This is a genomic window from Lentzea sp. NPDC005914 (assembly GCF_040629405.1).
Classification (GTDB): domain Bacteria; phylum Actinomycetota; class Actinomycetes; order Mycobacteriales; family Pseudonocardiaceae; genus Lentzea.
In genome coordinates this window covers 14,364-37,359 of sequence record NZ_JBEXVQ010000057.1, presented here as the reverse complement: position 1 = coordinate 37,359, position 22,996 = coordinate 14,364, and the positions used below count along the sequence as shown (strand labels likewise).

At 68.7% G+C, this 22,996-nt stretch carries 20 protein-coding genes; 8 read left to right on the top strand and 12 right to left on the bottom strand.

The window, feature by feature from the left end; translation table 11 throughout:
• Positions 1-60: 60 nt before the first annotated feature.
• From ABZ345_RS44885 to ABZ345_RS44850, 8 genes are read right to left on the bottom strand one after another with little or no spacing between them, the layout of a single operon-like run.
• Positions 61-447, bottom strand: a complete 387-nt coding sequence (locus tag ABZ345_RS44885; protein WP_359861460.1) for a metal-sulfur cluster assembly factor — start codon at positions 445-447, stop codon at positions 61-63.
• The gene (gene sufU, locus ABZ345_RS44880) at positions 444-884 is read right to left on the bottom strand and encodes a Fe-S cluster assembly sulfur transfer protein SufU (RefSeq protein ID WP_359861459.1); all 441 of its coding nucleotides are present in this window, start codon (positions 882-884) and stop codon (positions 444-446) included. Before sufU ends, ABZ345_RS44885 begins: the two co-directional genes overlap by 4 nt.
• Positions 884-2,161: a cysteine desulfurase gene (locus ABZ345_RS44875; RefSeq protein ID WP_359861457.1), complete on the bottom strand. Its 1,278-nt coding sequence runs from the start codon at positions 2,159-2,161 to the stop codon at positions 884-886. Before ABZ345_RS44875 ends, sufU begins: the two co-directional genes overlap by 1 nt.
• A gap of 26 nt (positions 2,162-2,187) precedes the next feature.
• Positions 2,188-2,961 (bottom strand): Fe-S cluster assembly ATPase SufC, encoded by a 774-nt coding sequence (sufC, locus tag ABZ345_RS44870; protein ID WP_359861455.1) that lies wholly within the window; start codon positions 2,959-2,961, stop codon positions 2,188-2,190.
• A 33-nt stretch (positions 2,962-2,994) separates the two neighbouring features.
• Complete coding sequence (locus ABZ345_RS44865) at positions 2,995-3,309, bottom strand: non-heme iron oxygenase ferredoxin subunit (RefSeq protein WP_359861453.1); 315 nt, start codon at positions 3,307-3,309, stop codon at positions 2,995-2,997.
• On the bottom strand, positions 3,306-4,463 hold the full coding sequence (gene sufD, locus ABZ345_RS44860; protein ID WP_359861451.1) for a Fe-S cluster assembly protein SufD: 1,158 nt from the start codon (positions 4,461-4,463) through the stop codon (positions 3,306-3,308). The genes ABZ345_RS44865 and sufD overlap by 4 nt, the downstream gene beginning before the upstream one ends.
• 1 nt (position 4,464) lies before the next feature.
• Complete coding sequence (gene sufB, locus ABZ345_RS44855; RefSeq protein ID WP_359861449.1) at positions 4,465-5,919, bottom strand: Fe-S cluster assembly protein SufB; 1,455 nt, start codon at positions 5,917-5,919, stop codon at positions 4,465-4,467.
• Complete coding sequence (locus ABZ345_RS44850) at positions 5,916-6,605, bottom strand: metalloregulator ArsR/SmtB family transcription factor (RefSeq protein WP_359861447.1); 690 nt, start codon at positions 6,603-6,605, stop codon at positions 5,916-5,918. The genes sufB and ABZ345_RS44850 overlap by 4 nt, the downstream gene beginning before the upstream one ends.
• A gap of 124 nt (positions 6,606-6,729) precedes the next feature.
• On the opposite strand from ABZ345_RS44850, the gene mptB reads away from it, so the two are divergent.
• The 3 genes from mptB to ABZ345_RS44835 all read left to right on the top strand — a co-directional run bounded on the left by mptB (position 6,730) and on the right by ABZ345_RS44835 (position 12,902).
• Positions 6,730-8,265 carry a polyprenol phosphomannose-dependent alpha 1,6 mannosyltransferase MptB gene (mptB, locus tag ABZ345_RS44845; RefSeq protein ID WP_359861445.1) on the top strand — a complete coding sequence of 512 codons (1,536 nt, stop codon included), beginning with the start codon at positions 6,730-6,732 and terminating at the stop codon, positions 8,263-8,265.
• A gap of 13 nt (positions 8,266-8,278) precedes the next feature.
• Complete coding sequence (locus ABZ345_RS44840) at positions 8,279-9,121, top strand: serine/threonine protein phosphatase (protein WP_359861443.1); 843 nt, start codon at positions 8,279-8,281, stop codon at positions 9,119-9,121.
• A gap of 115 nt (positions 9,122-9,236) precedes the next feature.
• Positions 9,237-12,902, top strand: coding sequence for a patatin-like protein (locus ABZ345_RS44835; protein WP_359861441.1), 3,666 nt, complete (start codon positions 9,237-9,239; stop codon positions 12,900-12,902).
• Here the strand turns inward: ABZ345_RS44835 and ABZ345_RS44830 are convergent.
• Together ABZ345_RS44830 and ABZ345_RS44825 are read right to left on the bottom strand one after the other, a co-directional pair.
• The gene (locus tag ABZ345_RS44830) at positions 12,883-14,868 is read right to left on the bottom strand and encodes a glycosyltransferase (RefSeq protein WP_359861439.1); all 1,986 of its coding nucleotides are present in this window, start codon (positions 14,866-14,868) and stop codon (positions 12,883-12,885) included. The two genes, ABZ345_RS44835 and ABZ345_RS44830, sit on opposite strands and share 20 nt — an antisense overlap.
• On the bottom strand, positions 14,865-15,440 hold the full coding sequence (locus tag ABZ345_RS44825) for a DUF998 domain-containing protein (RefSeq protein WP_359861438.1): 576 nt from the start codon (positions 15,438-15,440) through the stop codon (positions 14,865-14,867). Before ABZ345_RS44825 ends, ABZ345_RS44830 begins: the two co-directional genes overlap by 4 nt.
• A gap of 177 nt (positions 15,441-15,617) precedes the next feature.
• Between ABZ345_RS44825 and ABZ345_RS44820 the strand changes: the two genes are divergently transcribed.
• Genes ABZ345_RS44820 through ABZ345_RS44810 form a run of 3 tightly spaced genes read left to right on the top strand, consistent with a single transcriptional unit; the run spans position 15,618 to position 18,237 of the window.
• The gene (locus ABZ345_RS44820) at positions 15,618-16,547 is read left to right on the top strand and encodes an ABC transporter ATP-binding protein (protein ID WP_359861436.1); all 930 of its coding nucleotides are present in this window, start codon (positions 15,618-15,620) and stop codon (positions 16,545-16,547) included.
• Between the two features lie 56 nt (positions 16,548-16,603).
• Positions 16,604-17,302, top strand: coding sequence for an ABC transporter permease (locus ABZ345_RS44815; protein WP_359861476.1), 699 nt, complete (start codon positions 16,604-16,606; stop codon positions 17,300-17,302).
• Between the two features lie 20 nt (positions 17,303-17,322).
• Complete coding sequence (locus ABZ345_RS44810; RefSeq protein ID WP_359861434.1) at positions 17,323-18,237, top strand: COX15/CtaA family protein; 915 nt, start codon at positions 17,323-17,325, stop codon at positions 18,235-18,237.
• Here the strand turns inward: ABZ345_RS44810 and ABZ345_RS44805 are convergent.
• Both ABZ345_RS44805 and ABZ345_RS44800 read right to left on the bottom strand, forming a co-directional pair.
• Positions 18,216-19,310, bottom strand: a complete 1,095-nt coding sequence (locus ABZ345_RS44805) for an ankyrin repeat domain-containing protein (RefSeq protein WP_359861433.1) — start codon at positions 19,308-19,310, stop codon at positions 18,216-18,218. The genes ABZ345_RS44810 and ABZ345_RS44805 overlap by 22 nt on opposite strands.
• Positions 19,311-19,319: 9 nt before the next feature.
• On the bottom strand, positions 19,320-19,784 hold the full coding sequence (locus tag ABZ345_RS44800; RefSeq protein ID WP_359861431.1) for a transcriptional regulator: 465 nt from the start codon (positions 19,782-19,784) through the stop codon (positions 19,320-19,322).
• A gap of 145 nt (positions 19,785-19,929) precedes the next feature.
• On the opposite strand from ABZ345_RS44800, the gene ABZ345_RS44795 reads away from it, so the two are divergent.
• Positions 19,930-21,414: a glycoside hydrolase family 88 protein gene (locus tag ABZ345_RS44795; protein WP_359861429.1), complete on the top strand. Its 1,485-nt coding sequence runs from the start codon at positions 19,930-19,932 to the stop codon at positions 21,412-21,414.
• Between the two features lie 2 nt (positions 21,415-21,416).
• Positions 21,417-22,973, top strand: coding sequence for a CBM35 domain-containing protein (locus ABZ345_RS44790; RefSeq protein ID WP_359861427.1), 1,557 nt, complete (start codon positions 21,417-21,419; stop codon positions 22,971-22,973).
• Positions 22,974-22,996 lie beyond the last annotated feature (23 nt).

Here is a 22,996-nt window from a genome sequence, read left to right as displayed (position 1 = left end):
GCAACACGCAGAAACGGCGCGCACCCTGATGGATGCGCGCCGTTCGGCAAGACGAGAACCTCAGACGGTGAAGCCGAGCGCCCGCAGCTGCTCGCGGCCGTCGTCGGTGATCTTCTCCGGGCCCCACGGCGGCATCCACACCCAGTTGATGCGGAAGTCCGACACGAGGCCGCCTCCCGTGCCGCCGGTCAGGGCAGCGCGGGTCTGGTCCTCGATGACGTCGGTCAGTGGGCACGCCGCCGACGTCAGCGTCATGTCGATGGTGGCGACGTTGTCCTGGTCGATGTGGATGTCGTAGACGAGACCCAGGTCGACGACGTTGATGCCGAGCTCCGGGTCGACGACGTCGCGCATCGCCTCTTCCACGTCGTCCAGTGCGGCGACGTCAGCCTTGGGCTCGAAGACCGGCATGCCTTCGGCTCCCCGGACTACTTCTTCGGTGCTCATGCTGCTCCCTGGCTTCGTGCTACTGCGTCTTTGAAGGCCATCCAGCCCAGCAGCGCGCACTTCACGCGCGCCGGGTACTTCGCGACACCGGCGAAGGCGATGCCGTCCTCAAGGACGTCCTCGTCGGGCTCGATCTGGCCGCGGCCCTGCATGAGCTCGACGAAGGCGTCCATCTTCTTGAACGCCTCACCCACCGGCTTACCCACGACGAGGTCGGTCAACACCGAGGTGGACGCCTGGCTGATCGAGCAGCCCTGGCCGTCGTACGAGACGTCCCGCACCACGTCGTCGACGACGTGCACGCGCAACGTCACCTCGTCGCCGCAGGTCGGGTTGACCTGGAACGACTCTGCGTCGTACGGGTCGCGCAGGCCTCGGCCGTGCGGGTTCTTGTAGTGGTCCAGGATGATCTCCTGGTACATCTGCTGGAGCTGCATCAGGCCACCCCGAAGAACTTCTGCGCCTCGCGGACGCCGTCGACCAGCGCGTCGACCTCGTCCAGCGTGTTGTACAGGTAGAACGACGCGCGCACGGACGACTGGGCGTTCAGGCAGCGGTGCAGCGGCCACGCGCAGTGGTGACCCACGCGGACGGCGATGCCCAGGCTGTCGAGCACCTGGCCGGCGTCGTGCGGGTGGACGCCCTCGATCTCGAACGGCACGGCGCCGCCCCGATCGACCGCGTCCTGCGGGCCGAGCAGCCGGACACCCTTGATGCCCGACAGACCTTCCAGCGCGGCAACGGTCAACGCGTGCTCGTGCGCGTGGATCCGTTCCATGCCGACGATGGACAGGTAGTCCACCGCGGCACCCAGACCCACGGCCTGCGACGTCATCGGCGAACCGGCCTCGAACCGCTGCGGCGGCGGCGCGAACGTCGAGCCCTCCATCTTCACCATCTCGATCATCGAGCCGCCGGTGATGAAGGGAGGCAACGCCTCCAGCAGCGAGCGCCGTCCGTAGAGGACACCGATGCCGGACGGGCCGAGCATCTTGTGGCCGGAGAACGACGCGAAGTCGACGTCCAGAGCGTGGAAGTCGACCGGGCCGTGCGGAACCGACTGGCACGCGTCCAGCACGGTCAGCGCGCCGACGCGCTGGGCGGCCTCGACCAGCAGTGCGACCGGGTTGATCACGCCGGTCACGTTCGACTGGTGCGTGAACGCGACGACCTTGGTGCGCGGGGTGATCACACTGTCTACATCGGACAGGTCGAGGCGACCGTCCGGGGTCAGCTCGAACCACTTCAGCGTCGCACCGGTGCGAACAGCGAGCTGCTGCCACGGCACGAGGTTCGCGTGGTGCTCCATCTCGGTCACGACGATCTCGTCGCCGGGACCCACGACGAAGCGCGCGCCCTCGGGACCCGAGGTGGCGGCGTTGCCCATCGCGTACGCCACGAGGTTGAAGCCCTCGGTGGCGTTCTTGGTGAACACCAGCTCGTCGAACGTCGCCCCGACGAAGTCCGCGATGCGCTGGCGCGCACCCTCGTACGCGTCGGTGGCTTCCTCGGCGAGCTGGTGAGCGCCCCGGTGCACAGCGGCGTTGTGCTGCTCCAGGAACGCCCGTTCCGCGTCCAGTACCTGCGTCGGGCGTTGCGAGGTGGCGCCGGAGTCCAGGTAGACCAGGCGCTTCCCGTCACGAACGGTGCGAGACAGGATGGGGAAGTCCGCTCGGAGAGCGGTTACATCCAATGGTGCTGCGGTGGTGGTCACAGCGCCTCCTCTCAACACCTGTAACGCTAGGAAATGGCTGCGGCTTCCGTCTTTCCGGTGTACTTCACGTAACCCTCGGACTCGAGCTGGTCGGCGAGCTCGCGGCCACCGGACTCGACGATGCGGCCGTTGGCGAACACGTGCACGAAGTCCGGCTCGATGTACTTGAGGATCCGGGTGTAGTGCGTGATCAGCATGACGCCGACCTCACCGGAGGCCTTGTAGCGGTTGACGCCCTCGGACACGACGCGCAGCGCGTCGACGTCCAGGCCGGAGTCGGTCTCGTCGAGGATCGCGACCTTCGGCTGGAGCAGGCCCAGCTGCAGGATCTCGTGGCGCTTCTTCTCGCCGCCGGAGAAGCCCTCGTTCACCGAACGCTCGGCGAACGCCGGGTCGATGTCGAGGTCGGCCATCGCGCCCTTGACCTCCTTGACCCAGTTGCGGAGCTTCGGGGCCTCGCCGCGCACGGCGGTGGCGGCGGTGCGGAGGAAGTTCGACATCGAGACGCCGGGAACCTCGACCGGGTACTGCATCGCGAGGAACAGGCCGGCGCGGGCGCGCTCGTCGACGGACATCTCCAGGACGTCCTCGCCGTCGAGCGTGACGGTGCCCGAGGTGATCGTGTACTTCGGGTGACCGGCGATCGCGTACGACAGCGTGGACTTGCCGGAGCCGTTGGGGCCCATGATGGCGTGGGTCTCGCCGGCCTTGATCGTCAGGTCGACGCCCTTGAGGATCTCCTTGGGAGCGTCCTCGCTGACGACCGAGACGTGCAGGTCCTTGATCTCAAGGGTGGCCATGACTTGCCGTTCTCCTGGTGGTGTAGCTAGAAGTCAGTTCGTGGTGACGGTGACGTCGACGAACACGTCGCCGTCACGGATGTCGACGGCGTAGACGTCGACCGGTTCGGTCGCGGGCGGCGAGGAGGGCTTGCCGGTCTCCAGGTCGAAGCACGACCCGTGCAACCAGCACTCGATCCCCTTGCGGGAAACGTCGCCCTCGCTCAACGACACCGCGGCGTGCGAACAGAGATCCGCGAGCGCGTGCACCCGCTCGCCGTTGCGCACCAACACGACATCGACATCATCGACGTTGGCGGCGAACGGCTTGCGGTCGTCCAATGAGGACAGCGCACACACGCGAATCACGCCCCGACCGCCTCGAGCTCTGCCTCGATGGCGGCCTCGAGGCGCTCGCGCACCTCGGGAACGGCGATCTTCGCGATCAGCTCCTGGAAGAAGCCGCGCACGACGAGACGCCGTGCCTGCTCCTCCGGGATACCGCGCGCCTGCAGGTAGAACAGCTGCTCGTCGTCGAACCGGCCGGTGGCGCTGGCGTGGCCCGCACCCTCGATCTCGCCGGTCTCGATCTCCAGGTTCGGCACCGAGTCGGCGCGCGCGCCGTCGGTGAGCACCAGGTTGCGGTTGAGCTCGAACGTCTCGGTGCCCTCGGCGGCCGCGCGGATCAGCACGTCGCCGATCCACACGGTGTGCGCGCCCTCGCCCTGCAGCGCGCCCTTGTACGTGACGTTGCTGCGGCAGTTGGGCTGCGCGTGGTCGATGAACGGGCGGTGCTCCTGGTGCTGCCCCGCGTCCGCGAAGTACAGCCCCTGCAGCTCCGCGTCGCCGCCGCGGCCCGCGTACTGCACGACCGGCGTGATGCGGACGACGTCGCCGCCCAGCGTCACGACCGTGTGCTTGATCGACGCGTCACGGCCGAGCTTCACGTGGTGCTGCGAGACGTGCACGGCGTCGTCGGCCCAGTCCTGGATGGAGATCACCGTGAGGTGAGCGCCGTCCGCGACGAGGAACTCGACGTTGTCCGCGTACGCGCCGGAACCGCGGTAGTCCAGGACCACCGTGCCCTCGGCGAACTGCGAAGCCTTGACCTGCAGGTGACCGTAGGCAACGGTTCCAGCGCCCGCGCCGGTCACCGTGACGGTGGTCGGCTCGGACTTCGCGTCACCGGGCAGCGTCACGACGGTGGCGTTCTCGAAGGACGAGTACGCCTGCGCGGCGATGCGGTCACCGGGCACACCGGCCTTGCCGAGGCGGTCGTCGTCACGACCGGCCGTCTCGACGGTGACACCGGCGGCGGCGTTCACCTCGACGGCAGCGGAACCCGTTGCCGCAGCGCCGGAGTGCAGACCGGCAAGACGCTTGAGAGGCGTGAAGCGCCAGATCTCCTCACGACCGCCCGGCACCTCGAACGCGTTCACGTCGTAGGACGTGAAGTGCTCCGCGCGCGAGGTCACCGGGACAACAGCACCGTGGGAGTGAGGTTTCGTAGACAGGGCGGCCATGTCAGCCGACGGCCCCTTCCATCTGCAGTTCGATCAGGCGGTTGAGCTCGAGGGCGTACTCCATGGGGAGCTCGCGCGCGATGGGCTCGACGAACCCGCGCACGATCATCGCCATGGCCTCGTCCTCGTTCAGGCCGCGCGACATCAGGTAGAACAGCTGGTCCTCGGAGACCTTCGAGACCGTGGCCTCGTGACCCATCTGCACGTCGTCCTCGCGGACGTCGACGTACGGGTAGGTGTCCGAGCGGCTGATGGTGTCGACCAGCAGCGCGTCGCACTTCACCGTGGACTTCGAGTGGTGCGCCCGCTTGTTGACCTGGACCAGGCCGCGGTAGGACGTGCGGCCACCGCCACGCGCCACCGACTTCGAGATGATCGTCGAAGAGGTGTGCGGAGCCAGGTGGACCATCTTCGCGCCGGCGTCCTGGTGCTGGCCCTCGCCCGCGAACGCGATCGAGAGGACCTCGCCCTTGGCGTGCTCGCCCATCAGGAAGACGGCCGGGTACTTCATGGTGACCTTGGAACCGATGTTGCCGTCGATCCACTCCATGGTCGCGCCCTCTTCGGCCTTGGCGCGCTTGGTGACCAGGTTGTAGACGTTGTTCGACCAGTTCTGGATCGTCGTGTAGCGGCAGCGGCCGCCCTTCTTCACGATGATCTCGACGACCGCGGAGTGCAGCGAGTCGGACGAGTAGATCGGCGCGGTGCAGCCCTCGACGTAGTGCACGTAGGCACCCTCGTCGACGATGATCAGCGTGCGCTCGAACTGGCCCATGTTCTCGGTGTTGATCCGGAAGTAGGCCTGCAGCGGGATGTCCACGTGGACACCCTTCGGCACGTAGATGAACGAGCCACCGGACCACGTCGCGGCGTTCAGCGCCGAGAACTTGTTGTCACCGGCCGGGATGACGGAGCCGAAGTACTCCCGGAAGAGCTCCGGCTGCTCCTTCAGAGCCGTGTCGGTGTCGAGGAAGAGGACACCCTGCTGCTCCAGGTCCTCGCGGATCTGGTGGTAGACGACCTCGGACTCGTACTGGGCGGCGACACCGGCGACGAGGCGCTGCTTCTCAGCCTCGGGGATGCCCAGCCGGTCGTAGGTGTTCTTGATGTCCTCGGGCAGGTCCTCCCAGCTGGTGGCCTGCTTCTCGGTGGAACGCACGAAGTACTTGATCGAGTCGAAGTCGATCCCAGAGAGGTCGGCGCCCCAGCTCGGCATCGGCTTGAGGTCGAAGAGCCGCAGCGCCTTCAACCGGTACTCGAGCATCCACTCGGGCTCGCTCTTCTTCGCCGAGATGTCGCGGACGACATCCTCGCTGAGGCCTCGGCGAGCGCTCGCGCCGGCAGTGTCCGAGTCGGCCCAGCCGAACTCGTAGTTGCCGAGAGACGCGATGGTCTCTTCCTGCGTGAGCGGAGACTGCACCGTGGTGGGCGTGCGCTGCTCGGCAGCGGCAGTCATGCGGGCTCCCCTCCATCATCTGGGATGAGCTTTCCGGCAGAGCCGGGTTGAACGTTCGGGATGTGCGTCGTGCAGACGGCGTGGCCGCTTGCGATCGTCGCGAGGCGCTGCACGTGAGAACCGAGAAGGTTCGCGAAAGCTTCCGTCTCGGTCTCGCACAGCTGGGGGAACTCAGCCGCCACGTGGGCTACCGGGCAGTGGTGCTGACACAACTGCTCGCCCACGCCGACGTGACGTGCCGACGCAGCGTAGCCCTCCCTGGTCAGCGCGGTCGCAAGGGCCTTGGCCCGGTCAGCGGGTGTGGCCTGCGCCACGATCGCCGCACGGTGGCCCTCCACGAGCGCGTCGACACGACTCTGCGCGAACGCCTTGACCGCTTCCTCTCCGCCTGTCTGGGCGAGGAACCTGATCGCGGCGACCGCGAGGTCGTCGTAAGCGTGGCCGAACCGGGCGCGTCCGGCGTCAGTCAGCAGGAAGAGCTTCGCGGGACGGCCACGACCGCGCTGGGTCTGGCGGGGTGCGTCCCTCGTGAGTACCTCGCCGTCCGCGAGCAGTGCGTCGATGTGACGGCGCACGGCCGTGGGGCTGATGCCCAGTTCCTCGGCGACAGCCGCCGCGGTGACCGGGCCCTGCTCCAGCAGAAGCCTGGCGACAGCACGCCGAGTCTTGCCGTCGTGCTGTGGCACGGCGTCAAGGTGGGTCTCGGCGTTTTTCACAACACCAGTGTTGCGTATTTCGCCGGAGGTCGCAAAGATCGCGGTCACAGGGTGACCTGACTCACGGCTGAACGTGGCTGGATACGCTGCCTCCATGCCCACATCCGGCGGAGCCGTGACTCCGGAGAGCGACCTCTTGAACGGTCGAGAGCGTCGCCAGCTGGACATCGTCCGTCGCTGGGGCACCATCGGCGCGCTTCTTCTGACCGTCGGATCGCTCGGTGGCGGCGCCGCGCCCATCTACTCGCCGCTGTACGGCGTGCCTGTTCTCGGACTTTTCTCGCGGATGCCCTCAGTCGCGATGGGGGTCGTCTGGACCGGTATCTTCATGATCGTCTCGGCCTGGCTGGCGCTGGGCCGGTTCGTGCGCCCCGGTCGTTCGCGGCTGGTCTCGCGCAGCCAGATGGACCGCACGCTGCTGATGTGGACCGTGCCGCTGGTCTTCTGCGTGCCGATGTTCTCCCGCGACGTCTACTCCTACCTGGCCCAGAGCGAGATCGCCGCGCGCGGCCTCGACCCGTACGTCCTGGGCCCGGCCAACGCGCTGGGCGTCGACCACATCCTGACGCGCGGTGTGCCGAACATCTGGCGCGAGACCCCGGCGCCCTACGGCCCGCTGTTCCTCGCGTTCGGCCGGATCACCGCGATGATCACCGGCGACCACGTGGTGTCCGGCGTCTTCGTGCACCGGCTGCTGGTGCTGTGCGGCCTGGCGATGATCGTGTGGGCCCTGCCGCGGTTGGCCGCCCGCTTCGGCGTGCCCCCGGTCGGCGCTCTGTGGCTGGGCGCACTGAACCCGTTGGTGCTGTTCCACATCGTCATCGGCGTGCACAACGACGGCCTCGCCCTGGGTCTGATGCTGGTGGGCCTGGAAGTCGCGTTGCGCGGCCTGGAACCGTTGAAGTGGACGTGGATCACCGGAGGCGCCGCGATCATCGTCTGCGGCGCCATGGTGAAGATCCCCGCCATGGCCGCACTCGGCTTCCTGGGCGTCATGGTGGCCCGAAAACTCGGCGGCCAGTTCAAGCACCTCGCGCTGGTCGCCGGAGTGCTGGCGCTGGTCGCGGGTGTCGGCGTGGTGGCGATCTGCCTCGGCACCGGCTTCGGCTTCGGCTGGATCTCCACCCTGAACGTCGCGTCGACCGTGAAGTCGTGGATGTCGCCGCCGACCGCGTTGGGCTTCCTGGGCGCGGGCACCGGAATCCTGCTGGGCCTGGGCAACCACACCGAGTCGATGATCGCGCTGGCCCGCGTGCTCGGTCAGGGCATCTCCGTGGTGATCACCATCGGCCTGCTCTGGCGCAGCTTCAAGGGCCGCATCAAGGCGATGAACGGCCTGGGCGCGGCTCTCGGCGCGATCCTGGTGCTCGGCCCGGTCCTGCAACCCTGGTACGTGCTGTGGGCTGCCCTGCCGCTGGCCACCGCCGTCGTGGGGCCCAAGTTCCGCCTCTTCGCCATGGTGACGTCGGCGGTCATCGCCGTGATCCTGCCGCCGACCGGTTCCGCGTTCGACGGGCGCGCCTACACGGTCCCGCAGGCGGTGGCCGGCGCCGTGATCACGTTCGCCATCTGCGTCCTGATCGCTCGCAAGCGAGTGGGCCCGTTCCTGAAGTCCGACTCCGCCGCGTGAGGGACAGGGCCGCGTGAAGGACTGGCTCGCTGCGCAGTCCGACGCCGCGCTCATCTCGTTGCTCGCGCGGGGAAAGGCACTCGAGCCGAGCGCGGGCGGCGGCCCGGTGCTGCTGTCCGTCGACGGCGTTCCGGTGTTCGCCAAGCGGGTGCCGCTGACCGACCGCGAGCTCGCGCACCCGTTCTCCACCGCGAACCTGTTCGACCTGCCGGTGGTGTGCCAGTACGGGATCGGCTCGCCGGGCTTCAACGCCTGGCGCGAGCTGGCGGCGAACCAACTCGTGGCCGGACTTCCCGGTTTCCCGCAGCTGCACCACTTCCGCGTGCTGCCGGGCCGGGCGCCGATCACCGCCGAGTTCCTGGACGTCGACGCCGCTTCCCTCCGGCTGGGCGGATCACCGCAGATCCGGGCCCGGTTCACCGAGCTGGCCGCCGCGTCGCACAGCCTCGTCCTGTTCTTCGAGCACATCCCGCTGGCCCTGCGCTCGTGGCTCACCGCGGATCTGCTGCCCGAGGTCGAGCGGCAACTCGCCGGCATCGTGGCCACGTTGCGGTCTGTGGACCTGCTGCACCTCGACGTGCATTTCGGCAACATCCGGTCCGACGGGTCTCTCGTTCATCTGGTGGACTTCGGGCTGGCCACCTCTCCCCGGTTCGCGCTGGATCCCGCTGAGCGCGACTTCGTTGCCCGGCACGGTGGTCATGACGCCGAGCTGGTCGCGGTGCACCTGGTCAACTACATCCGGAAGTCGGTGCCGGAGGTGTCGCCCGCGGTTGCCGAGATGCTGGAGCGGTTGAGGCCCACCGCGGATCGGTGGAACGCCTTCTACGCGCGGCTCGTCGACGGTCAGCCGTAATCAGGTCGGCTTGCGTGCCGGCAGACCCCGGTCCCCAATCGGATCAGTAACCACACCCGTTCGGCGGACGACCTAGTACGCAGGGGAAGATCGAAGCCGGAGGGGGTGATGCGGCATGCCCGAGCAACAGCAACCCATGTCGCGAGAAGAGGTCCGGTTCGCCGTAGTGCTCAACGGCGGCGTGAGCCTGGCCGTCTGGATGGGCGGCGTCGTGCTGGAGCTGGACCGCTTGACCAGGCCGAACGAGACGTACCAGCCGCTGCTGGACCTGGTCGGCTGCACGGCCAGAGCGGACGTCATCGCCGGAACCTCGGCGGGTGGCATCAACGGCGCGGCACTGGCCCTGTCCCAGGTCAACAAGAAGGCGGACCTGAGCAGGCTGCGGGATCTCTGGGCCGAGCAGGGGCGCATGGAACAGCTCCTCAGGACTCCGTTCCGGGGTGAGCCGGCCAGCCTCCTCAAGGGCGACGAGTTCTTCCTGCCACGACTGCAGGAAGCCCTCGCGCGGCTCACCACGGACTTCGACCCGACCGAGCCCGACCACCGCCCGATCGACCTCAGGATCACCACCACGCTGCTGGGCGGCGTTCCCGCCATCACCTACGACGACCTGGGCCAGCCGCTGACCCAGTCCGTTCACCAGGGCAGCTTCAGCTTCCGCCGCGACCCCTACAACTGGGTGAGCGAGAAGACCCGGGACGACTTCAGCGCGGACGCCCTCAACGAGCGCGTCCTGCAGCTGGCCCTGGCCGCGCGGAGCAGCGCCAGCTTCCCGTTCGCCTTCGAGCCCAGCTTCATCCCGGTGGGCGGCCAGCAGTCGCCGGACCGTCCCGACATGGCCGACGTGGCCAGCTGGGCCAACGGCGGCGACCGGAGCAGGTTCGCGGTGGACGGCGGCGTTCTGGTCAACACGCCGACCAGGGAGGCGCTCGAGGCGATCGACCGCATGCCGGCGGACGGGCCGGTTCGGCGGGTGATGCTGCTGGTCTTCCCGCACGCCGAACCGCTGGGCTCCGAACCGGTGGCCGACAGCCTCGACAAGGGGCCGACCACGGTCAGCTCCGGCGCCAGGCTCCTGAGTGCCATGTCCAGCCAGGCGAACCGCACCTACGTCGAGAAGATCGAGGAGCACAACCGCAGGGCGGCCAGCTCCAGGGGCGGGCGGATGGCTCTCCTGGAACGCCTGCACGCCAACGACGAGAACGTGGTGGACGAGGTCTACTCGTTGGCGGACAAGCTCTTCGGGCACTACGAGGACGTGGAGATCCGGCTGGCCGCGCGCCAGATCACCGCCCAGCAGTTCGCGCTGCCCAAGGGAAACCCGGCCAACTGGTCGTTCGAACGGGCGCGCAGGGCGGCGGAGTCGGCGCAGCGCGACTGGAAGAAGCGGCACGGGGTGCTCCCGTACGTGCCGGGCGTGAAACTCCCCAGCACGGTGTGCCGCCAGGACGTCGGCTGGGAGTGGGGCATCACGATGGCCGAACGCCTCGGCGCGTCGGCACTCGACCTGCTCAAGCGCCTCGTCTGGGTCGTCCCCGAGGACAAGGCCGAGCAGACCACCAATGCCCGCCACGAGCTCCACCAGGTCAGGGCCGAGCTGCGCAGGCTCAGGGAAGAGCTCTTCGCGTGGAAGCCGTCCGACTCACTCGGCGAGGAGTACTGGACCGGCAGGCTGGCCAGCTACCACGAGAACATGATCGACGGGCACCTCGGCCTCGAGGTCAGGGCGCAGGTCACCGAGATCGGCCGGATCGTCGGCGAGGCCCAGGAGGTCGTCAGCGGCCTCGACGAACACCGGCTCAAGCTCGGCGGACTCCTGTGCTGGCACGCGCTGCTCGACCAGGGGGCCACCGCGCAGGAGGCCGGGCTGACCGACGGCGAACGGTCGCTCAGCAGGCTGCTCGCGCTCGAGATCGCGGGCACCTGCCTGTCCGACGACTCCTCGACCGGGCTGGACACGCCCGTCGAGCTCGTCCAGGTCTCGTTGCAGACCCGCAACGCGTTCGCCCAGCAGTCGATCACGGCCGACGACAAGGCGGGCGGCGCGTCGCTGTCGAGGTTCTCCGGGTTCCTCAAGCGGTCCTGGCGGGTCAACGACTGGATCTGGGGCCGGCTGGACGGCGCCACGATGCTCTGCCGCGTGCTGTTCGACCCGCGCCGCCTGCGCAGGATGGACCTCCTCGGCCGCCCCGACGACGACCAGCGCACGCCACAACAGCGCGCCGAAGCGGTCGTCGACAGCGTCATCGAGCACATGTTCGGCCTTGAGCTGCCCATCCAGGTCGCGAACTGCGCGGTGGAGGCCAAGAAGGAGCTGCAGGGCATCTACGAGGCGGAGCACGAGCTGTCGCCGTCGTCGATGAAGCTCGCCGAACTGGCCGCGTGGGGCCTGCACTGGCGAATCATCTGCGAGGAGCTGCCGAGGCTTCGGGCCGCGATCATCGCCGACCGGGGCGACGGCGCGGACAAGCGCTCACGGGGTGAGCTCTTCCTGGAGGAACACGCGGACCTGCTGCGGCGCCTGGAGTTCCCGCAGGAGCACACGGTCACGATGGGCATGGCCGCGCTCAACGCCTTCGACCGGGCCGGAATCGGCCGCGAGCCGCTGACGCAGGAAGCCGCGTCCGACCAGATGATCAGAACGGCCGCCACGGCAGCGGCCGTCGCGGTCACGGTCGCGGACTCCGAACGGGCGGGCTTCGGCGCGGTCCGGCCGATCACCCGCACGGTCAGAGGCGCGGCACTGCTCCCCTACTGGACGATCACCGGCCTGACCAGAGGCGGAAACCTGGCCCAGTTCCTGGGTCTGCTCGGCCTCGCGGTCGGCGGCGCGCTCGTCGTGATGGCGCTGTTCGGCATGCTGCCCACGTGGGCGGCGGGTCCGGGCGCGGCGATCGGCGCGGCCTGCCTGCTCGCCGCTTTCGGTTACGCGGCACTGAGAAGCGGCACGATGCTGCACGGCCTGGTGCTGCTCTCACCCGTGATCCCGTTGACCGCCATCGCCGTCGAAAGACTCCCCGGCGACCGCTCGCAGATCACCACGGGCACGGTCACGGTGGCCGGAGTGGCGCTGGTCGTGACGGCGTTGCTGGTCCTCGGCTCGCTCCCGGCACCGATCCGCACCCCGCTCGCGGTACTGGCCGACTTCAGGCCGTTGCAGATCATCAAGCGCCGCTGGAAGCAGGCGGCGGTGGCGCTGACGGCGATGGCGCTGGTCTGGGCGATCTGGCATTTCGAGCTGCACACCAAGTCCTGGCTGGTGATCCCGACTTCGGTCCTCTGTGGAGTGTTCGGCACCTACATGGCGCTCAGCGGCGGCAAGTCGCTGCAACGCTGGCGCCGGGTCGAAGGCGTCTGGGGCACCGAACGAGCCGAGCCACCGGCCGCGGCGACGGCGGGCTGGGCCGCGGTCTACGGCCTCGGCTACCTCGCGATCGCCGACGTCCTGCTGGTCATCGGGCCACGAGGGTGGGGCTGGCAGGCGGTGATCGGCACGGCGCTGGCGTTCGGCCTGACCCTGCTGCTGATCACGTCCTGGTACGTGCCGAGAGTGGAACGCAGGAGGATCCGGAGGCTGCTCGTCAGCGAGGCGATTCCGGCGATCTACCCGGACGGCAGCGACATCGCGGAGATGTTGCGCGAACGGCTGGAGGGCCACGCCTCGCTCTACCGGTTCCTCATCAGGGGAGAGGGCGAGCACCCCTCGAAGCTCACCCTCTCCCAGCACGGACTGGCTGTCGCGCAACGCATCGAGCAGAAGCTCAGGCCGCCAGTGCGATGACGGGCGCCGTGTGGCCCATCGCTCGCGCGTAGAGGGCCTCGAAGCGCTCCAGGGTCGCCGCCAGAGCGTGGTGCGAGATGATCTCGCTGCTGGCGGCGCCCATCCGCGCCCGCATCGGCTCGTCGTGGACCAGCGTGTGCAGGCGCTGGGCCAGCTGGTTCACGTCACCGGGCTCGAACAGCCAGCCGTTGCGGCCGTGGTGCACGAGGTGCGGCAGCGCCATGGCGTTGGCGGCGATCACCGGCTTGCCCGCGGCCATCGCCTCCATCGTGGCGAGGCTCTGCAGCTCGGCGACACCGGGCATCACGAACAGGTCGGCGCGGGCGTACGCGTCGAGCAGCTCGTCCTCGGACACGAAGCCGTGGAACCGCACGCGGTCCGTGATCTCCAGGTCGCGGGCCAGCAGCTCCCACTCGGCCTTGCAGGTGCCGTCACCGACGATCTCGCCGAACGCGCCGGGCACGCGAGCCAGAGCCCGCAGGAACTCGTCGACGCGCTTCTCCTCGTCCAGCCGCCCGACGAACAACGCCGTGGGACGGTCGTTGTGCGTCACGGAACGCTGGTAGCGGGCGATGTCGATGCCGCACGACACCGGCACCGCGCGTTCGGGGAAACCGCTCTCGTGCAACAGCTGCACGGCGCGCGGCGTCGGCGCGGTCACCATGTCGGCCCGTCCGAACACCCGCGCCAGGTCGCGGTAGGCGAACTTGCGGGCCATGCCCTGCAGGAACGCCGGCACGTGTGCGTGGCTGAACAGGTTCTCCGGCATGAAGTGGTTCGTGGCGAGCGTGGGGATGCCCTGAGCGACGGCGGAGTTCAGGACGAACCGGCCCACCACGAAGTGTGCTTGGACGTGCACGACGTCCGGGTTGAGCGACTTGATCAGCTCGTCGGCCTCCTTCGACGCCTGCCACGGCAGGCAGAAGCGGAAGTCCGGGTAGAACGGCAGCCGGTGCGAGCGCAGCCGGTGCACCGTCACGCCGTCGATCTCGGTGGCCTTCGGCGAGTCGGGCGCGATCACGTGGACGTCGTGTCCGCGGGAGGCGAGGCCCGACGCGAGGCGCTGGGCGAACCGCGCCGCTCCGTTGACGTCCGGCGGGAACGTGTCGGCGGCGATCACGACGCGCAGCGCGCTCGAGGTGTTCACGGGAAGCTCCGATCGAGTAGAGACACGAGGTTGACGAGCGAGGGCGAACACGCCGCTGGCGGCGGCGAACGCGCAGGCGATCAGCGCGGCACCGGTCCACGGGGACAGGTGCGCGGCTTCGCCGAGGAGGAAGGCGCCGATGCCGACCGCGACCAGCGGATCCACCACGGTCAGGCAGGCGACGGCGAGATGAGGGGGCCCGCCGGCGTAGGCGTGCTGGACCAGCCAGCCGCCGACGGCGAGCGAGAGAGCGATACCGAGCACGGACGCGATGTGCGAGAGCCCGAACCCGCCTTGCTGCACCGACTGCGAGACGGCGCGCATGAGCACGGACACGTACCCGTAAGCGACACCACCGGCCGATGCGAACGCCACGGCACGAACGCGCGCGTTCGTCGTGAGTGCGGCGACCACCCCAGGCACCGAGATCGCGCCGAGAACCACGAACCCGGCCGTGAGCTCGGCATCAGGCACGACCTGAGTAGCGGTAGCGCTGCCGGTCGCGAGGAAGACGAACGCACCCACGCCCACTGTCGTGATCAGGATCGCCGGCAGCTCGCGGAAACGGCGGTCCAGCAACGCGGTCATCCCGATCGCGAGCACGCCGACCGGCTGGACGACCGTGAGCGGCGCCATGCCGAGCGCGGCCGCGTGCACCCCGGCACCCGCGACGAGCAGGGCCAGGCCGCCGAGCCAGCGCGGCTGCTTGAGGACGCTGACCCGTGCACCGGTCTCGGCGATCGCGTCGTGCTGCAGGCGTGCCGCGAGCGCGAAGCACACGGCGCCGAACACGGCGAGCGTGATGGCGAGCAGGGTCATGTCGTGCGCCTCACCTGTAGGGCCGCGATGGCGAAGAGAAGTCCGTAAAGGGCCGCGAACAAAACGCGTTCGGTCAGGCCCCGCGCCTCGAAACCGGCGAACGAAACGTGACTGACCAGAAATGCCGCACTCGACACGCTGGCCGTTATTGCGATACCGAGAAGAGCCGGAAATTTGCGCGCGATGACCACTCCCGCGGCCGGCAGCGCCACGAACATGACCGCGCCGGCGTACCGGTGGATGTAGCCCGACATGGACGTCGGCGCCCCCGTCGGATCGGTCGGAAAGATCGTCGACACGGTCAGCCCGGCCGACCAGACGCCGATCAGCCACTGCGCTGACCTGCCTACACCGCGCAGGTTGACAGCGAGCAACATCGAAACGGCGGCGAGGCTAAGGGAGGTCGCGGCCAGCCACCCGGTGCCGTTGCGCACGAACACGTAGTCGCTGATCACGTCCGTGATCGGGTTCAGCTGCCCTGCCGACACCACATGCAGGTAGAAAATCGGAACCAGTGACAACACCAGTCCCCCGACCACCAGTCCCCGTCTGTCCGCCCCCGTTTCGAGCACGCCAAAAGTCTCTTGTGATCTCGTTGATCAACCAATGGGGAACTCCCCCGAGCAAACCCTGAGGTGTCCCTGAGTACCCGGGGTAGGGACAGCCCCACCTTTTTCAGCCGTCCTTCAGCAAACGGCGGCGAGACCCACGTTCGGGCGGACTGTCCCGACCGCCTAGGCTGACCGTTCGTGAGCCCGAATCCCCAGCCTGCGGTGGAAGTCTCGGGGCTGGTCAAGAGGTACGGCTCGAAGACCGCCGTCGACGGCCTCGACCTCGTCGCGCAGCCCGGCACCGTCCTCGCCCTGCTCGGGCCCAACGGCGCGGGCAAGACGACGACCGTCGAGATCTGCGAGGGCTTCCGCCCGGCCGACGACGGCACCGTCCGCGTGCTCGGCCTCGTGCCGGGAGACGAGGCTCTGCGTCCGCGCATCGGCGTGATGCCGCAGGGCGGTGGCGGGTATCCCGGCATCCGTGCCGAGGAGATGCTGAACCTCGTGGCGGCGTGCGCGGCCCATCCGTTGGATCCGCAGTGGCTGATCGAGGTGCTCGGGCTCTCCGGAGTCGTGCGCACCCCGTACAAGAGGCTCTCCGGCGGGCAGCAGCAGCGGTTGTCGCTGGCGTGCGCGTTGATCGGCCGTCCCGAGCTGGTGTTCCTGGACGAGCCGACCGCGGGGATGGACCCGCAGGCGCGCCATCTGGTGTGGGACCTCGTGGGCGCGCTTCGCGACGACGGCGTGACCGTGCTGCTGACGACGCACCTCATGGACGAGGCCGAGGCGCTGGCCAACCAGGTCGTGATCATCGACCAGGGTCGCGTGGTCGCGCAGGGCACGCCCGCCGAGCTGACCGCGAACCGCGCGGACGACCAGCAGCTGCGGTTCCGCGCCCGGCCGGGGCTCGACACGTCGTTGCTGTCCGCCGCACTGCCCGAGGGGCTGAAGGTGCGCGAGGCGACGCGGGGCCAGTACGTCGTGGAGGGTCTGATCGATCCCCAGGTCGTGTCGACCGTCACGTCGTGGTGCGCGCAGCAGGGTGTGCTGGCCGAGGAACTGACGGTGGCCAAGCGCAGCCTCGAAGACGTTTTCCTGGAGCTGACCGGCAGGGAGCTGCGTTCGTGACCACCTTCGCTCCCGGCACGTTCACGCCCGCGCCCGGCCGCGGATCGCTGCCGAAGATGCTGTTCGCGCACGCCCGCACCGAGGCGATGCTGACGTTGCGCAACGGCGAGCAGATCCTGCTGACGGTGATCATCCCGCTGGCGTTGCTGATCGCGCTGTCGTTGATGTCGGTGATCCCGATGCCCGAGCCCCGCGTGGGTTCGGCGACCGCGCGGATCTTCGCGCTGGCGATCATCTCCTCGGCGTTCACCGGGCAGGCGATCGCTCTCGGGTTCGACCGGCGTTACGGCGTGCTGAAGCGGCTGGCCGCGTCGGCGTTGCCCCGCTGGCTGCTGGTCATCGGACGGATCTGCGGGGCGCTGGTCGTCGCGGCGATCCAGGTCGCGTTGCTGGCGGTCACGGCGTTGATCCTGGGCTGGCGCTTTCCACTCGCGGGGCTGCCGTGGGTGGTGCTGCTGATCGTCCTGGGCACGCTGACGTTCGGTGCGCTGGGTGTGCTGCTGGGCGGGGCTCTGCGCGCGGAGATCGTGCTGGCGCTCGCGAACATCATCTGGTTCGTGCTGCTGATGGTCGGCGGCGTGGCGTTGAGCGTGCCGGTCGGGTTCGTGCACCTGCTGCCGTCCGCCGCGCTGGCCGAGGCGCTGGAAACCGCTGTGGTGCACGGCACCGCGCCGGGTGTGGGCCCGGTCGCAGTGCTCGTGGCCTGGGGTGTTGCCGCCGGGGCACTGGCGACCCGGACGACTCGCCTGACCTGACCGGGCATACCATCGTTCGCGTGTCCCGATTGACCGCATTCATCGTTCCGTTGCAACGCGCCCTTGCGATTGCCGCCATCATCGCGCAGGGCGGTATCGCGGTCACCGGGTCGATCGTGCGCGTCACCGGCTCAGGGCTCGGCTGCCCGACGTGGCCGGAGTGCGTCGAGGGCAGCATCGTCCCCGTCGAGCACCCGGACGTCGCCGCCCTGCACCAGTGGGTCGAGTTCGGCAACCGGACGCTGTTCGGCGTCATCGGCATCATCACCGGCCTGTGCCTCATCGCCGCGTGGCTGAACAAGCCGCGCCGCAAGCGGGTCATCGTGCTGGCCGCCGTCCAGGTCGGTGGTGTGCTCGCACAGGCCGTGATCGGTGGCGCGACGGTCCGCCTCGGACTGGTGTGGTGGAGCGTGTCCGTCCACTTCATGGTCTCGATGGTGCTGGTGTGGTTCGCCGTGCTGCTGCTGCGTTCGCTGAGCGAGGGTGACGGGCCGACGCGCTGGCTCGTTCCCGTTGGAGCACGCGGACTTCAGGTCGTCATGGCGGTCGTGATGTACCTGCTGCTGATCGCGGGCACGTTCGTCACGGCGGCCGGCCCGCACGCGGGTGACTCCGCGACGCCGCGTCTCGGCATCAAGGTGGCGACGCTCGCGCAACTGCACGCGGACCTGCTGTTCCTGTTCCTGGGCATGCTGATCGCGATGGGCTTCTTCGTCCGCAACCGCGCCTACTGGACGCTGGTCGGCGTGGTCGTCGCCCAGGGCGCGCTGGGCATGGTCCAGTACTTCACCGGCGTGCCCGAGGTGCTCGTGTCGCTGCACGTGCTGGGCGCGGGCGCGGTCGTCGTTGCCACGGCGACACTCTGGACCTCAAGCCGCGAGCGGACCGTCGAGGTCGCCGTTCCCGCCGAGGATCAGGCGCTCAGCAAGGCCTGAGCGTCGCGCTGGGAGTTGTGCCCGGCCCAGTTCGCCGGCGTCGAGTCGTAGTTCGAGTCCGTGATGGTCCTGTCCGCGCCCGCGTCGAGCAGGATCCGGATGATCTCCAGGTGGCCGCGCTCGGCCGCGAGGTGCAGCGCCGTCACGCCCTCGCCGTGCATCGGGCCGCCGAAATCCGTGCGCTGGTTGGGATTCGCGCCCAGGTCCAGCAGTGCCCTGGTCGCGTTCTCCAGGCCGCACCACGCCGCCCACGCCAGCGCCGTGCCGCGGTAGACGTCCGCGTCGATCCTGGCGCCGCGCTTGAGCAGGTCGCCGAACACCTCGACGCGGTCGTTGCGGGCGGCCCACGACAGCGCCTCGTCGAGCACTTCCTGCGGGTCGTCGGTCGGCCACCAGCGCGGGAAACCGCTGTGCGGCCGGTAATAGCCGCGCTTGGCCTCCGGTTCGGTGGCCAGGTCGAGGTTGCCGAGCCCCGCCGCGGTGCGCAGGTTCGGCGGGTGGACTCCCAGCAGTTCCGCGACCTCCCTGTTGCCCCAGAACAACGCGACGGTCAGCGGGGTGCCGCCCTCGCCACGTGCCTCGAGGTCGGTGCGGGCGCCGCGGTCGAGCAGAAGTTGGGCCAGGTGCGGGAGGTTCGCGTACGCCGCCTGGTGCAACGCGGTCCAGCCGTGGACGTTCTGGTGGTTGATGTCGGCGCCCTCGCCCAGCAGCACCTCGACCAGCCGTTCGTCGCACTTGGCCGCGGACAGCCCGAGCAGGTCGTTCCCGTTGGTACCACTGGCCTTCACCAGCCACGGGTCGCGCGTGATGATCGCCTTGAGCTCATCGGGGTGCTGCATCTCGATGGCCTGGTACGCGCGAGCGAACGGTCTCGGCCTGCGGATGTTCATCTGCAGGGCTTTCCAGCTCTCGCACCCGTGGGCGAGGGCGAGCACGGTGTGCGCGCCCTCGTCCGTCAGCGGCACGTCGTCGAAGACCTCGAGCGCGCCGGGCACGCCGTCCCACGCGGATGCGAGCAGCCCTCTGGCTCGCTCCTCGTAGTACTCGATGTCATCGCGATACGGGTGCCACATGGCACCACGCTACTTCGGTGACGCGGGCCTGCGCTCCCACAAAGCGGGTAGTTCCTCTGAGAGCCAACCGTAAAGATGGTCAACCGTCCGCAGCCGCATCGCGCGTTCCGGGTCGCCGCTGAGCAACCGCATGCCGTCGTCGGTCAACGTCTGGACGCTCGCGATCGCGTTCAGCTTGCGCTGGATGAAGTCCGTCCAGGCCTTCTCGTTGATCCGGTACTCGGCGGCTTGGCGGCCGCGGCGGGTCCGCTTGGTCACCAGGCCGACGTTGACCAGGTACTTCAGGTTCGTGCTGATCGAACCGCTGCTGGCCTCGAGCTCCTGGGACAGCTCGGCGGCGGTGCGCTCGACCGGCTGGCAGATCAGGAGGTAGCCGAGGATGCGGCCGCCGATCAGCGGAATGCCCTCCTCGGCGAAGTGGGCCGCGAACCGCTCGATCCAGGCCGAAAGCCTGGTCTCCCTGCCGACGCTCATCTCCAGTGATTCCTTTCGGTCAACACTGAAATCATCGTAGCGATCTTGTCAATGACCTTCTTGTCATTCGAGGTCAATGAGTTGACACTTGGTGCGCCGCCGCCCCCTCGTGAAGGGCTGGTGTGCGTTGCGCATCCTCAGATCCGTGGTCGCCCTGGTGTTGGTCGCGGGCTTGGCGCCGGCGACCGCTCAGGCGGCCGTACCTCAGTACGAAGCAGAGTCGGCGGTGATCTCGCGCGGCGTGGTGGAGTCGAACCACGCCGGCTTCACCGGGTCCGGTTTTGTCAACTATGACAACGTCGCGGGCTCCTACGTCGAGTTCACGGTGACCTCAGACGGCCCGGTGACCTTCCGGTACGCGAACGGCACCTCAGTGGACCGTCCGCTGGCCATCTCGGTCGACGGCGGACCCGCGGTCACGGTGTCGTTCCCCGGCACCGGCGCGTGGACGACGTGGCGCACGCAGCAGGTGTCCGTCTCCCTGCCCGCGGGCGGGGCGAAGGTGCGCGCGACGGCCACGACCGCGAACGGCGGCCCGAACCTCGACTCGCTGACCGTCGGATCGAGCGGGTTCGACTGGTCGGTGGCGGTGGTCGAGTCGACGATGGCCGCCAAAACTCCCGCGCAGCTGGGCGGCTGGGGCTATCAGACCGGGCTTTACCTGTACGGGCAGTACCTCGTGTACCAGCGCACGCACGATCCGCGGTACCTCGCGTACATCAGGGCGTGGGTGGACAGGTTCGTCGACTCGTCCGGGAACATCTCGCAGAGCTTCAACAACCTCGACAGCATGCTCTCGGGGCGGTTGCTGGTGATCCTGCACCGCGAGACCGGCGCCGCGAAGTACGAGAAGGCGGCGCGCAAGATCCGCACGCGGCTGAACACGTACCCGCGCACGTCCGACGGCGGGTTCTGGCACTCGACGTCCGAGTCGCGGCACAACCAGCTGTGGGCGGACGGGGTGTTCATGCTGAACCCGTTCCTCGCCGAGTTCGGTGAGGAGTTCGGGGATTCCGCCTACGCGAATGAGGAAGCCGCGAAGCAGATCAACGTCTACGCGTCGCATCTCCAGCAGCCCAACGGGATTCTCAAGCACGCCTGGGACGAGTCGAAGTCGCAGCCGTGGGCCGACAAGACGACCGGCCTCGCGCCTGAGTACTGGTGCCGCGCCATGGGCTGGTGGGGCATGGCGTCGATCGACGTGCTGGAGAAGCTGCCGGCGAACCACCCGCGACGCGCCCGGATGATCACCGACCTGCGTGAGTACGCGGCCGGCGTGCGGTCGTTCCAGGACTCGTCCGGACGCTGGTTCCAGGTGGTGGACAAGGGTTCCCGGTCCGACAACTGGACCGAGACGTCCTGCTCGATGATGTTCACCTACGTCTTCTCGAAGGGTGTCGAGCGCGGCTACCTCGATCCGTCGTTCAAGGACGCGGCGGCTCGCGGGTACGCGGGCGTGCTGGCGAAGACGTCCGTGAACTCCTCTGGCCGCACGGAGATCCGTGACATCTCCATCGGCACGAACGTGGGCGACTACGCCTACTACATCGCACGTGACCGGGCCACCAACGACTTCCACGGCCTCGGCGCGTTCCTGATCATGAACGAACAGCTGCAGGGAGTTGGCTGATCATGTTCCGCAGAGCGTTGTTAGCAGCAGTCCTCGTCGTCGGCCTGATGCCTTCCGCGCCCGCGATGGCGTTGGAGAACGGCCTGGCGCGCACTCCCCCGATGGGCTTCAACAACTGGAACAGCACCGGGTGCCGCGCGGACTTCAACGAGGCCATGGTGAAGGGCATCGCGGACATCTTCGTCTCGCGCGGCCTGAAGGACGCGGGCTACCAGTACGTGAACCTGGACGACTGCTGGGCCAAGACGTCGCGTGACTCGTCCGGCAACCTCGTGCCCGACCCGGTGCGCTTCCCCAACGGCATCAAGGCGGTCGCGGACTACATCCACTCCAAGGGCCTGAAGATCGGCATCTACACCTCCGCGGGCACCAAGACCTGCAACACGGCGGGCTTCCCCGGCGGTCTCAACCACGAGCAGCAGGACGCGAACCTCTTCGCGTCGTGGGGCATCGACTACCTGAAGTACGACAACTGCAACAACCAGGGTGTCGACGCGCAGCAGCGGTACAAGGCGATGCGGGACGCGCTGGCGCGCACCGGCCGTCCGATCGTGTACTCGATCTGCGAGTGGGGCCGGACCGATCCGAAGGTGTGGACGTGGGGCGAGCCGGTCGGGAACCTGTGGCGCACCACCGGTGACATCTCCGACAACTGGTCGTCGATGATCGGCAAGGCGCAGGCGAACCGGGTGCTGGCCCAGTACGCCGGGCCGGGCCACTGGAACGACCCGGACATGCTGGAGGTCGGCAACGGCGGCATGACCGCGACCGAGTACCGCACGCACTTCTCGCTGTGGGCGATCATGGCGGCGCCGCTGCTGATCGGCTCGGACCTGCGCAAGGTCAACGAGGACACGTTCGCGATCCTGGAGAACCGCGACGTGATCGCGGTCGACCAGGACTCGTTGGGGCGTCAGGGAACCGTGGTGTCGTCGTCTTCGGGCAAGGTCGTCTACTCGAAGGTGCTCGCGAACGGTGACAGGGCGGTGGCGCTGTCCAACGAGACGACGTCGACGCAGACGATCTCGACCACGGCGTCGGCGATCGGCCTCGGCGGCGGGTCCTCCTACACGCTGAAGGACCTGTGGTCGAAGCAGGTGCGGACGGTCTCCGGCACGATCAGCGCGTCGGTGCCGGCACACGGGACGGTGCTGTACCGGGTGACGCGCAGCGGGTCGATGACGCGGTACGAGGCCGAGACCGCGACGATCTCCGCAGGCGTCGTGGAGTCGAACCACGCCGGCTTCTCCGGGACCGGGTTCGTCAACACGGACAACGCCGTCGGGCCGTACGTCGAGTGGACGGTCAACTCCGCCGCCGGTGGCGCCGCGACGCTGTCCTTCGGCTACGCCAACGGGACCACGGTGTCGCGGCCCCTGGACGTGTCGGTCAACGGGACGCTCGCACGTGACGAGCTGGCGTTCGCCGGGACCGGTGCCTGGACCACCTATCTGGCGGTCCAGATCCCGGTGACGTTGCAGGCGGGCGAGAACAAGATCCGGGTGACGGCGACGACCGCGAACGGCGCGCCGAACCTCGACTACCTCGACGTCGGGTAGGCAGGCACGCGGGGTGGGCGCGG

Excerpts from the sequence above, each read along its gene's own strand:
- sufU (WP_359861459.1), bottom strand. The coding sequence starts at position 884 with ATGCAGCTCCAGCAGATGTACCAGGAGATCATCCTGGACCACTACAAG.
- ABZ345_RS44805 (WP_359861433.1), bottom strand. The coding sequence starts at position 19,310 with ATGTGGCACCCGTATCGCGATGACATCGAGTACTACGAGGAGCGAGCC.
- ABZ345_RS44885 (WP_359861460.1), bottom strand. The coding sequence starts at position 447 with ATGAGCACCGAAGAAGTAGTCCGGGGAGCCGAAGGCATGCCGGTCTTC.
- sufC (WP_359861455.1), bottom strand. The coding sequence starts at position 2,961 with ATGGCCACCCTTGAGATCAAGGACCTGCACGTCTCGGTCGTCAGCGAG.
- sufD (WP_359861451.1), bottom strand. The coding sequence starts at position 4,463 with ATGGCCGCCCTGTCTACGAAACCTCACTCCCACGGTGCTGTTGTCCCG.
- ABZ345_RS44835 (WP_359861441.1), top strand. The coding sequence starts at position 9,237 with ATGCCCGAGCAACAGCAACCCATGTCGCGAGAAGAGGTCCGGTTCGCC.
- ABZ345_RS44800 (WP_359861431.1), bottom strand. The coding sequence starts at position 19,784 with ATGAGCGTCGGCAGGGAGACCAGGCTTTCGGCCTGGATCGAGCGGTTC.
- ABZ345_RS44830 (WP_359861439.1), bottom strand. The coding sequence starts at position 14,868 with ATGACCCTGCTCGCCATCACGCTCGCCGTGTTCGGCGCCGTGTGCTTC.
- mptB (WP_359861445.1), top strand. The coding sequence starts at position 6,730 with ATGCCCACATCCGGCGGAGCCGTGACTCCGGAGAGCGACCTCTTGAAC.
- sufB (WP_359861449.1), bottom strand. The coding sequence starts at position 5,919 with ATGACTGCCGCTGCCGAGCAGCGCACGCCCACCACGGTGCAGTCTCCG.
- ABZ345_RS44815 (WP_359861476.1), top strand. The coding sequence starts at position 16,604 with ATGCTGTTCGCGCACGCCCGCACCGAGGCGATGCTGACGTTGCGCAAC.
- ABZ345_RS44790 (WP_359861427.1), top strand. The coding sequence starts at position 21,417 with ATGTTCCGCAGAGCGTTGTTAGCAGCAGTCCTCGTCGTCGGCCTGATG.